This window comes from Synechococcus sp. H55.11, from assembly GCF_047462475.1.
Classification (GTDB): domain Bacteria; phylum Cyanobacteriota; class Cyanobacteriia; order Thermostichales; family Thermostichaceae; genus Thermostichus.
Window position 1 is genome coordinate 1 of the sequence record NZ_JANSJI010000020.1, and the last position, 10,738, is coordinate 10,738.

At 61.6% G+C, this 10,738-nt stretch carries 9 protein-coding genes; 3 read left to right on the forward strand and 6 right to left on the reverse strand.

Going from position 1 to position 10,738, the window contains the following annotated elements; genetic code table 11:
* Nucleotides 1-510 precede the first annotated feature (510 nt).
* The gene (locus NW853_RS00625; protein WP_414332798.1) at nt 511-1,242 is read left to right on the forward strand and encodes a protein-L-isoaspartate(D-aspartate) O-methyltransferase; all 732 of its coding nucleotides are present in this window, start codon (nt 511-513) and stop codon (nt 1,240-1,242) included.
* A gap of 12 nt (nt 1,243-1,254) precedes the next feature.
* Here NW853_RS00625 and NW853_RS00630 read toward each other — a convergent pair whose 3' ends face one another.
* Nucleotides 1,255-2,016 carry a glycerophosphodiester phosphodiesterase gene (locus tag NW853_RS00630; protein ID WP_414347132.1) on the reverse strand — a complete coding sequence of 254 codons (762 nt, stop codon included), beginning with the start codon at nt 2,014-2,016 and terminating at the stop codon, nt 1,255-1,257.
* Here NW853_RS00630 and NW853_RS00635 point away from each other — a divergent pair.
* Nucleotides 2,015-2,200 (forward strand): hypothetical protein, encoded by a 186-nt coding sequence (locus tag NW853_RS00635; RefSeq protein WP_414347134.1) that lies wholly within the window; start codon nt 2,015-2,017, stop codon nt 2,198-2,200. The genes NW853_RS00630 and NW853_RS00635 overlap by 2 nt on opposite strands.
* Here NW853_RS00635 and NW853_RS00640 read toward each other — a convergent pair.
* The 5 genes from NW853_RS00640 to NW853_RS00660 all read right to left on the reverse strand — a co-directional run bounded on the left by NW853_RS00640 (nt 2,197) and on the right by NW853_RS00660 (nt 5,610).
* The gene (locus NW853_RS00640; RefSeq protein WP_414332803.1) at nt 2,197-2,766 is read right to left on the reverse strand and encodes a peroxiredoxin; all 570 of its coding nucleotides are present in this window, start codon (nt 2,764-2,766) and stop codon (nt 2,197-2,199) included. The genes NW853_RS00635 and NW853_RS00640 overlap by 4 nt on opposite strands.
* A 44-nt stretch (nt 2,767-2,810) precedes the next feature.
* Nucleotides 2,811-3,320 (reverse strand): N-acetyltransferase family protein, encoded by a 510-nt coding sequence (locus tag NW853_RS00645; RefSeq protein WP_414332792.1) that lies wholly within the window; start codon nt 3,318-3,320, stop codon nt 2,811-2,813.
* Nucleotides 3,321-3,636: 316 nt separating this feature from the next.
* Complete coding sequence (locus NW853_RS00650) at nt 3,637-3,789, reverse strand: hypothetical protein (protein ID WP_414332791.1); 153 nt, start codon at nt 3,787-3,789, stop codon at nt 3,637-3,639.
* Between the two features lie 738 nt (nt 3,790-4,527).
* Nucleotides 4,528-5,244: a precorrin-2 C(20)-methyltransferase gene (locus tag NW853_RS00655; RefSeq protein ID WP_414347136.1), complete on the reverse strand. Its 717-nt coding sequence runs from the start codon at nt 5,242-5,244 to the stop codon at nt 4,528-4,530.
* A gap of 3 nt (nt 5,245-5,247) precedes the next feature.
* A complete protein-coding gene (locus tag NW853_RS00660) occupies nt 5,248-5,610 on the reverse strand; it encodes an STAS domain-containing protein (RefSeq protein ID WP_414347138.1) in 363 nt (120 codons plus the stop codon).
* 295 nt (nt 5,611-5,905) lie between these two features.
* Here NW853_RS00660 and NW853_RS00665 point away from each other — a divergent pair, with 295 nt between their 5' ends.
* The gene (locus NW853_RS00665) at nt 5,906-10,705 is read left to right on the forward strand and encodes a translocation/assembly module TamB domain-containing protein (protein WP_414347139.1); all 4,800 of its coding nucleotides are present in this window, start codon (nt 5,906-5,908) and stop codon (nt 10,703-10,705) included.
* Nucleotides 10,706-10,738: the final 33 nt, after the last annotated feature.

Below are 10,738 nucleotides of genomic sequence, written 5' to 3' on the forward strand. Positions count from 1 at the left end.
GTTTCCGTCCCCTTGCGGGGAAAAGGTAGGGATCAACCCTACCCCCGGAAAAGCTTGAATCCATAAGGTTTTCAAGGTGCGTTCGCGAGGGAGTACGGAGACTTCCCGACACAGATATTAACATTGTTCTGGCGGATGAGCGCAAGTCGGGAAATTTGCTGTTTTAAGAGTATTGTGCCGCATTTTTGTGTCAATTCCGGCAAGAGCTTCTGGTTTTCTCTTAAAGACTAGAGCGGGCAAAGAAAGGCCAGCAATCGCTCGTCCCGACGGATCGCGCACAAAACTTTACAATTTTGGCCCTCCCCAACCCTTAGGGGTTCAGCTTTCCGGGTTGTCGAGAGACTTTGCGGCAGCAGGCTTGGCAACAATCTCTTGATGAAAGCTGGAAGTCCTTGGGAAAGTGGGCCAGGATCGAGGTGGAAGCCTTCAGGGATCCGCGATCTTGTGCAATTGCGGCGCAGCATTCGAGCAAAATCCCCGCGGCCCATCATCTTGGGAGGGTGTAGGCCAATGGTCAGACTGTTCTCATCTTTTTTTAGGAGGACTGCCGACCCAGGGATCCGGGCTGCCGAGTTGGGGGCTCCTGAGCCTGCTGCTGGCGGTGGGGAGAGGCAGGCTTGTCCTTTTGCTGCCCAACGGGAACGGATGGTGAGGGAGCAAATCTTGCAGCGGGGGATCCGCGATCCGCGGGTGCTGGAAGCAATGCGCAAGGTGCCGCGCCATCTTTTCGTTCCTCCGGAGCTGCAGGATCGCGCCTACAGGGATTGCCCGCTGCCCATTGGCTACGGCCAGACGATCTCTCAGCCTTACATCGTTGCCTTTATGACCGAGGCGGCCCGCCTCACCCCTGAGTCGGTGGTGCTGGAGATCGGCACCGGATCCGGCTACCAGGCGGCTATTTTGGCCGAGCTGGCCCGACAGGTATATAGTCTGGAGCGTTTGTCCCCCTTAGCCGCCCGTGCCCAGCAAACCCTTGCTGCCTTGGGCTACCGCAACGTGGAGGTGCGCCAGGGAGATGGCTATCAAGGTTGGCCGGAACACGCTCCCTACGACGCCATCGTGGTCACAGCAGCCCCCCCAACCCTGCCGATGCTGCTCCTGGATCAACTGGCGGTGGGGGGCCGGTTGGTAGTGCCGGTGGGCGAAAGCCAGGGATCCCAATCCTTGCTGATCCTCCACAAAACCCCAGAAGGGGTGGTGCAAAAGGGCGCTTTCCCGGTGCAATTTGTGCCCATGGTCTAGGGCAGGGGATCCTCAGGAGGCGGCCCAGAGCTGGGCGCGAATTTGCAGCGCCAACTGGGGGCGGTCGGTGATCAGCCCCTGAACCACGGGATCCTCCCCAGGCGGGCGCAAACAGAAGGCCATGATCTCCGGATCGTTCACCGTCCAGACGTAGAGCGGGATCCCGGCCCGGGCTGCCGCTGCCAAAAACGGCAAGTCCAGCCAAGCGTAGTGGGGAGCGAGAAAGTCGGCCCCCAGCTCGCGGCAATAGGCCAAGGGGGATCCCTGCTCTTCCCTCGGCGGCGCTTCCACCAACAGGCCAACCTGGGGGGCGGCCCCTTCAAGGTGCGAGCGTCCCAGAAGAGTTTTCACCCGTTGCACCACCTGGGGCAAAAAGGAAGTGATCACACACTCTGCAGGGGTCAAGAGCTTGCCGATAAGGGCGAGGATCTGTTCTTCATAGCCCGCCTCTTTCAGCTCGATATCGAGGGCAATCCTGCCCCTGACGTGGAGCAGCGCTTCTTCCAAGCTGGGAATCGAGGGCTTGCGGGCGCGGATCTCAGCCCACGTGAGCGCCGCCAACGGCTGGCCCTCCAGCTCGGCATCGTGAAAAACCAGCGGGATCCCGTCGCCGCTGCGGCGCACATCCAGCTCGATCCCGTCGGCCCCGCCTTCGATGGCCGCCGTAAAAGCGGCCAGGGTATTTTCCTCAACGTGGCTGTGATCCCCGCGGTGAGCGACGATCCGGGTGGGAAAGCGATAGGCTGGAGGAGTTGAAACAATCTCTGTAGCCATGGACGCAGTCGAAATTGCCGCCTTAAAAGAGCGCATCAAGCGCATTCGCGAGCGCCGGCCAGCTTTGGTCAAGCTTTTGGAAAAGCCAGACCTGGGCAGCTTGCGCATCGATGTCAACCAGGCCCTCGAGGAGATCGACGAGCTGCTGCAAGAGTTCGAGCAGACCTTTGGCCCGCAGGACTAGCCGGCCCGGGCCAGCTCTTGCAACTGGGCCAAGACCTCGGCGCTGTGCCGAGAGGGATTGACAATTGGGTCGATGGCCCGCAGGATCCCGTCAGGATCGATCAAAAAAGTGTTGCGCAGAGCCATCTCCCCCATCCAGGAGCCGTAGGCGCGGCTAACGGTGCCCTCAGGATCGGAAAGCAAAGGAAATTGCAGCCCCTCTGCCGTGCAAAACCGCCGGTGGGAGTCCACCGAGTCGGCGCTTACGCCCACAATCTGCGCCCCCAGAGCCCGAAACTTGGGCAGATCCTGCTGAAAGCGGCGGGCCTCGATCGTGCAGCCGGAAGTGAAGTCGCGGGGATAGAAGTAGAGCACCACCCACTCGCCGCGAAAATCCGCCAGCCGCCGCACCTGGCCCAACTGATCCGGCAGCTCAAACTCTGGGGCCGGCGCCCCGATCTCCGGCAGGGGAGTGGTGCCCCACTGGGCCAGGGCAGACTGAACACCCACAACGCTCACCAGCAAAGCCGCAAACAACCCTGCCAGGCCCAGCCAGCGCCCAATCCTACCCACCACTTTTTTGACAATCACGGCAACACCTCTCTAGCTCCCCCCTTCCAGTTTACATAACTTTACGTCAGCCACTTGCAGAGCAAAAGCTGGGGCGGGATCCCCAACCACTGCCAAAGTTGAGAGGTGCGCTGGACGGGAGTGTAGCGCAGTTGGGCATAGAGTTGTCGAGCGGGCAGATTGTCCGCCACCACGTGCAGATGCAACTGGCGATAGCCCCAGCCCTGCACCACCCCTTCGGCGCTCAGCAAAAGCTGCCGGGCGATCCCGCGCCGCCGCCAAGCGGGCAGCACCGCCAAGTTGGAAAGATAGGGATACTTGCCATGGGCCATGCGCCGCAGAGAGATCTCGGCAGTTCCCACCACCTTGGCCCCCACCGCCGCCGCCAGGCAGCAATAGCAGGGATCCCTGGCCGCCAGCTTGAGGCGCAAATCTTCGCGGATCCCTAGCTTGCGAATCGGGTAGATCCAGCGCTGCAGACCCAGTGGGGGGTGAAAAGCCTGCGCGAGAACCTCGGCTAAGGAATCCAGATCACCCGACGTAGCCGGATAAACCACAAGGGAAGGCAACACGCATCAACCGTGGGCATCCCTATTATTTTGCCAGACAACTTGCAAACCATAACAAGCGGCGGCCCTCTAAACAGAGCCGCCACTGAACTGGTAGAACTTGACCCCAGAGAGGAGAACCACCCTCTCCCGCCGCAGACCAACTGCAGCGCAGATTGACCCAGGCTTATTCAGTTGTCCTGTCCTAACACGTAACCGATCCGAGCACTCCAAAAAATGGATTCAACAAATTGGTTAGCAAACAACACTCTGGAAACGAAGATTTTTGAGCCAATGCCCGTGGGTGCTCCAAAACCCAAATCAAATCTGAGGCTTACGATCAGATCTCCAGATCGCTAGCGTGGCAGGCTGAGCCATTGATGCGATAGACATCATCCGTAATGGGCTGGTAACCCACTTCCACCAGATCGGATTTGTCAGGAGCAAATATGCGGATAACTGCTCTAGCAATCTTTGACAGAAAAGCAAACATAGCAACCTCCTGAAAGCGAGAGTGGAACTATGAACTGAGAGAACCTCGAAGAATTGCTAAAGCCCGCAGCCCTTGTCCCACTAAGCATTGGCTTCACCTTGCCAGAGCCTGCAGGTTGAGAGCACCTGAACCCGATCACCGATTTTCCTACTTGCACTCGCTCATGCGTGGAGACTCAAAATAGCCGGCTGAGCTTCTCGATCTGGCAAAACCACTTGAGAAACTTGCTTCCGGAAGAGTACTTCCCTGCTTCCCTCGTGGCCTCTACAGCAAACCCAACAGCTATCTGCTTTAACTCCCATGTTCTACTTCGAGGAAAACCTGTCGTAGGTACCAGGTGCTCTGCTTGGCGAGACATCCACTTCTCAGAAAAGCCTGCCGCAGCAACGGATCGGAAGTTGAGATCAAACTGTTGACTGACGGAGCCTTTTGGATTTGATTGAATCGAGAAGCGGTGTCTCGCGTTTGATGGGGATGAGATATTATCCTCCTCGCCTGAATCACCACACCCATAATCTAACCTGTAATCGATCTCGCTTCCAAGGGCAGCAACCATTCTTAACGGGCTGGATCATTCCTTTAACTTGGTCTTTTCATCTCTTTTTGATGTAGCTCAATAGAGGGATCCCTGCCTTCTGGATTGGGGCTGCTTGGCCTCTGACCAGCCCAATCTCTCCCCTTCTTCTAGGGAAACAAGCCGGCTCTATCCAGGCCTTAAGTTATAAAAGAAAAGTTAAACTAATTCCGAGGTTCACAACGCAGGATCAGCAGGGAAAAGTAGGGGGGGCGATAGTCGGCCAATCCTTCCAGGGTGGGGAAGAGAACTTGCTGCGGCCAACCGGCCCAAACCACCAAGCTGGCCTGCTGCAGCCAGCCTCTTGCCGCCAGCCACTGCCAAACCTGAGGATAGACGGGGGCCACTTTCATCAGCACGACCACGTCCGCCCAGGCGCAGGCCGCCTCCAGCTCCGCCAGGGCAAAGAGAGCAGGCAAAATCGCCAATTTCTCGGAGCCGAGCGCCAAAGGGGATCCGAGGGCGGCGGCGGCAGCCAGGGGAGAGCACACCCCCGGTATGGCCTGGATGGGCAAGTCAGGGATCCGCTGCTGCAGGGCCTGGGCCAGGTAGGCAAAGGTGCTGTAGAGGCCCACATCCCCTTCACACACAAAGGCCACATCCTCACCCCGTTCTAGAAGCGGGGCCAGTTGCTCGGCAGCCGCTTGCCAGGCCGCCTGCAGAAGCTCAACTTGGGTAACAAAGGGCAGATGCAACGGCAATAGGGTTTGTTCCGGTCGCAGCCAGGGGCGCACGATTTGATAGGCTAAACCCGGCTGGCCGATGGCGTTCTGAGGGCAGGCCACCCAGCGGACGGCGCCGAGGATGCGGGCTGCTTTGAGGGTCAGCCACTCGGGATCCCCGGCTCCAGCACTGATCCCCCAAAAAGTTCCCAGGCCCATGTATCAGGTGGTTTCTGGATTGCCCGTGCCTTCCTCCCTCAGGCGATCCAAGGCTTCCTGCAGAGAGTTGCGCAAGGACAAAAACTTTTCTAGCCGCACCAGTTTCACGGTTTGGGTGACGCGGGGGTTGCTCACCACCTGAAAGATACCTCCACGGCCCTGTGCCAGCTTGGCCAATTGCACCAGGGCACCGACGCCAGAGCTATCGATGAAGTCGATCCCCGTCAAATCCAGGATAAGGTTGGGGGATCCCTCTTCTAAGTATTTGGTGATCACCTTAACAAAGACCGGCTCAGAAAAGGCATCCAGAAGGCCCGTCAGGTAAAAGACCTGGCAGTTTTGCAGCGCTTCGTGGCTGCCGCGCAAGCTGACCGTCAGAGACAGAGGTTCCGGAATGGCTTTTCTCCTTTTGTCTATCTCGACAGAAGATGGAGGCCCGATCTCGGGCGTGGAGATAGCTTAGCATCCCTGCGGGCGAGACGGTATTTTTCCGCGGGCAGGGGATTGCGGCTGGGGGCAGGGATCTCTTCTCTCTGTCCCCTCGTGGCAGGCCGGGAGTCCTTGGGTAGGATGGGGGCAGCTTCCCCTATTCAGAGGAGGCCGGCCTGCGGGCCAAACAGGGCTTCTCAACTGGGGTGGTTCGGATCCCTGAGGGTGGGTGTTGGGCGAAGATCAGCGCGAGAAAGAGCAACGATTTCCCCTCTCCTCCAAGACCTGGATTGGGGTGGGGGCGGGGCTGGGTTTGGGCTTGACGGCTGCTGCCTTGGGCGCCGCCTGGGGAATCGGGGCGTATCTTCAAAATCAGGTGCTGCCCCAGGTAGAAGAAACCCTCTCGCAGGCGATGCGCCGGCGGGTGGAATTGGGGGAGGTAAGGTTTGTGGCCCCTTGGCAGGTGAGGCTGGGAGAAAGCCACATCGAACATTTGGCCAGCATCGGCTCTATCGACCTCAGCCCCGACTTTTGGACCTGGCTACAAACAGGCGAGTGGGTGCTCAACATTACCCTGAACCGGCCCCAGTTGCTGCTGATGGAAACGCTGGATCGCGGCTGGGCAGATGTGCAGTTTCAACTTCCAGAAGGGGAGGGATCCCTGCCCTTGCAGGGGCTGAACGTCCGTTTGCAGGAGGGATCCCTGACGGCCATCCCTTTGGTGGGGGAGCGGCGCCAGTTTGACCATCTGCAGGGCCAGGTGCAGGTGTGGCTGAGTGCTCCGCCGGGGGGAGGGGATCGGGCCAGTTTCCAGCTCTCGGCGCGGCTGCGTCCTCTGCAGAGGGAAGGAGGGTATCCCTTGCAGCTTAGGGGGGTGGCGGATTTCGCCCAGGCTTCTGGCGCGGTGACGCTGGCCGCCCAGCGTCTGCCTTTGGAGCTGCTGCCCAGCGTCTTGCCGGCGGCGCCCTTGACCGAGGTGGAAGGGGAGACCAGTCTGGATCTGCAAGTCCTCTGGGGCGGAGAACGCCCTTGGGAGTTGACGGGGCAAGCCCAGGTTCAGCAGGCGCGGCTGGGGTTGGAGAGGTTGCCGCATCCTTTTGAAGAGGTGAAGGGCTCTGTTCGCTTTACCCTAGAGGAGCTGGATCTGCAGGGGGTGAGCGGTCGCTTTGGCCAGCTCTCTTTCGGGGATCTCAACGGCTCCATTGCCTTCGGCGACAACGAGGGGTTCAATCTGCAAGCTGTCATGGCTCCAGCCAGTTGGCAGCAAATCCAGGAGACTTTCAACTTTGAGCTGCCGGTGGCGGCGGCAGGGGTGGTGGCGGGATCCCTGGCGGTTACTGGGCCGCTCAAGGGGCCGCAGATCCAAGGGCAGTTGCAAGGGATCTCGCCGGGGCAGGTGGATCGCCTGGCGGTGCCGGAATATGCTTTTGGCTTCCGCTGGGCCGACCAGACCTTGGCCTTTGAGGAAATTGACCTGAAGGCCGCCGGCGGACGCATCCAGGGATCCGGACAACTGCAATGGGCTGCCGGCTTGGCGGGCCAGTTCAATTTGCAGGTCAGCGGGGCCGACGTGGAGCAGGTGCTGGCCCTCTACGACCTCAACCTGCCGCGGCGGGGCGAGCTGCCCTGGGCGGGGCCGGTAAGTGCTCAGGTACAGGTGGCGCTGACGGGATCCCGGCCCCAGGTGGAGGCCACCTGGGAAACCCAAGGGGGAGAGATTGCCGGCAGAGGACAGCTTCAGATCTTGCCCGAGGCGGGGGGCTGGGCGGTGGAGGTGCCGCAGGCCGTGTTGGAGCTGGGCGGGGGCCGGGCCCAGGTGGCGGGAAGGTGGGCGGCAGGGCAACTCCAGGCGTGGCTGGCTCCCCAGGATCTGCCGCTGGCCTTTTTTAACCCCCAGTGGCCGGGATCCCTCTCCGGGGAGCTGATGGCGCAGATGAACACGGCGGAGGCGGCGGAGGTGGGTTTCCTGGCGGCGTTGCGAGCGCAAGGGTCGCTAGCCCTGTCCCAGCCTTTGGGAGAGAGGGGATGGCCATGGGTTGACGGCATCCGCGGCCAGCTAGCTTGGGAAGGATCTGACCTGCGTATCCAGCAGGCAGAGATCTTGGCCGGCACCACCCGCTTGGCCAGGCTAGAGGGACGGATCCCCGTAGACCCGCAGACGCTGCAGGTGGGATCCCTGGATCTGAACTTTGCCGCTGACGGGATCCCCCTGGCAGAAGTACCCGGCCTGCCGCCGAGGGTGGCAGGAGTGCTGCAGGGATCCGGGCAGCTCCGCGGCTCCCTGGAGGAGTTACAGGTGACGGGGGAGGCCCAGTTGCGCGGCTTGCAGGTGGGGGAGGTAGCCTTTGCCGACTTGGCTGGGCCCTTTAGCTGGTCTAGCCAGGGGACGACGGTGGAGCTAGCGGGGACGCGGGAGCGGCTGGCGCTGCAGTTGGATCCCCAGTTTCGACCCTTGCAGTTCGAGCTGCGGCGGGGCGAGGCGGAAGTGCGCGGCCAACGACAGCAAGATGAGCTGCAGGTGGTGGCGAACCGCTTGCCGCTAGCTTGGCTGGGGGGGGTGGCTGCTGGGGCATGGGCCGGCTTGCAGGGAACCCTCGATGGGGAGGTGGCGCTTGACCTGGCCAGTGGCGCTGCTCAAGGTCAAGCTGCGGTCGAGGGGCTGCGACTGGGCAATCTCGAGGCGCAGGGCCTTGCAGTGGATTTCGCTTACCACCCTGGAGACGACTCTCGCCCCGCTCGTCTGACCCTTGCCCAAGCCCAACTGGAGCTGTTCCAGAGCCTCTACACCGCCAGCGGTACTTTGGAGCTGCCGGCGACCTCTCTGGATCCCACCTCGGCGGCTCCCGTTCCCCAAATCGACCTGCAGATCAGCACCCGCCGGGGTCGCCTGGAAGATATCATTTCTACTTTCAAGTGGCGGAAGTGGAGCGATATCACCAGCCGCGGTTTTCGGCTGCCACCTTTGGGCCCTGCCGCGGTGCTGCGGACGGATCCGGTTGGTCTGCCCAACCATCCCCTCTGGGAGCAGCTAGAATACTACGCCCAGATCCTGGCTGCCCACCTGGAGGCCCTGGCCAGCCGCATGGATCCCCGCATCCCGCCGCCCACCAGCTTGCGGGGGGAATTTCAGGCTAGCGTCAGCCTCGTCGGCAACCTCAACCGGCCCAGCGTCAGCTTTCACCTGGAGGGCCAGAATTGGCAAGCGGAGGAGTTTGGTGTTGAAAGCCTCACCGCCAGCGGCAGCCTGGTCGAGGGGGCGGTGGTGTTGCAGCCGCTGCTGTTGCGCAGTGGGGAACGCCAAGCCCTTTTCACCGGCAAGTTGGGCCTGGAGGAACAGTCGGGATCCCTGCAAATTCAAGGGTTTCCTCTGGCTTTGCTGGATCGCTTCCTGCCGGATGGGCTGGAACTCCAAGGGGATCTCAACCTGGATGTGGAGCTGGCAGGCAACCTGCGGGATCCCCTTGCCCGCGGTTCCCTGACGGTGGTGAACGCCCAGATCAACCAGGTGCCGCTGCAGGAGGTGGGGGGACAATTTGACTACCACCAGGGACAACTGCGCTTGGAAGGCGCCCTGCTGGCCAACGGCGACGAGCCGATCCGCCTCTCTGGCCTGGTGCCCTACACCCTGCCCTTTGCGAAGGTGCGGGCCGCCTCGGATCAGATCGACCTCAGCCTGCAAGCCGAGAATGGCGGCCTGCGCTTGGTCAACCTCTTCACCGACCAGGTGCGCTGGGAGGGCGGCCAAAGCCAACTGGAGCTGGCCATCCGCGGCACCTTGCGAGAGCCCAGCCTGCAGGGGAACCTCAGCCTCGGCTCCGGGATCCTCAAACTGGCCGCCCTGCCGGAGCCCATCACCGACCTGACCGGCCAAATTGTCTTTAACCTCAACCAATTGGAGGTGCGGGAGCTGCGGGGCCAGTTGGGGGGCGGATCCCTGTTGGCCAACGGCTTTTTGCCCGTCAACTCCCGCGGCGCCCTGCAGAGGGACGAGACCGCGCCACCCTTAACGCTGCAACTGCAAGGGATCCAGCTCAACCTGCCCAACCTCTACACAGGCCGCCTGGAAGGAGAGGTGACGGTGGGCGGCCTGCTGCTGCGGCCTCTGATGGAGGGACACCTAGAGATCTCCGATGGAATCGTCGATGTCAGCCCGCGCCAAGCGGCAGCTCCTACAGACGCGACTCAGGTAGATCCCTTTTGGCAGCCGCGGCTGAACGGTCTAGAGCTGGTCTTGGGACCTGGGATCCGCGTGCAGCGCCCCAACCTATTTGAGTTCAACGCCAGCGGCAGCTTGCGCCTGTTTGGCACTCCCCAAGATCTACGTCCGGCGGGCACCATTGCCCTGGAGCGAGGCCGCGTCAGCCTGCCCATTGCCAACTTTCGCCTGGATCGCTCCCGCCCCAACACCGCCACCTTTGACCTGGACAACCCCTTCGATCCTTTTTTAAACCTGCGCCTGGTGACCCAAGCCTTCGAGGTGTATCGCTTTCCCCAGGAGCTCTCTCCTTTTGAGACCAACCGCACCCTACCGGGATCCCAGCAGAGCATCGAGATCTTGGCCACTGTCAACGGACGGGCCAGCCAGCTTGCGGCTGCGGATCCCCGCAATGGTGTTCTGGCCCTTTCCAGCAGCCCCAGCCGCTCCCCCCAAGAGATAGTCGCCCTGTTGGGGGGAACAGCTTTGGCCCAACTCAACCCCGAAGCCGGGGTGGCCGGGCTGGCGGGAACCGCCTTGCTCAACGATGTGGTGGAGACGCTGCGGGACACCCTCGGCTTGGATGAGGTTCGCCTCAGCCCCGTCCCCCAGGTCGATACCCGTGCCCCCAGACGTTCCTCGGTGGGCCTGGCCCTGGAAGTGGCCCGCGATCTGGGGCCCGCCACTTCCCTCTCGGTGCAGCGCAACCTGACGGATCCCTTTCAGCCCACCCGCTACAGCGCCCGCTACCGCCTCAACGAACAAACCCTCACCCGCGCCAGCACCGACCTCGAGGGCAACAACGTCATTTCCATCGAGTTCGAGACTCGCTTTTGACGGGATCCGCCCCAGCCAGACTACGGTTTGTTA

Bases quoted from the DNA above. Each gene is read 5' to 3' on its own strand.
- NW853_RS00625 (WP_414332798.1), top strand. From the start codon at position 511: ATGGTCAGACTGTTCTCATCTTTTTTTAGGAGGACTGCCGACCCAGGG.
- NW853_RS00650 (WP_414332791.1), bottom strand. From the start codon at position 3,789: ATGTTTGCTTTTCTGTCAAAGATTGCTAGAGCAGTTATCCGCATATTT.
- NW853_RS00630 (WP_414347132.1), bottom strand. From the start codon at position 2,016: ATGGCTACAGAGATTGTTTCAACTCCTCCAGCCTATCGCTTTCCCACC.
- NW853_RS00655 (WP_414347136.1), bottom strand. From the start codon at position 5,244: ATGGGCCTGGGAACTTTTTGGGGGATCAGTGCTGGAGCCGGGGATCCC.
- NW853_RS00635 (WP_414347134.1), top strand. From the start codon at position 2,015: ATGGACGCAGTCGAAATTGCCGCCTTAAAAGAGCGCATCAAGCGCATT.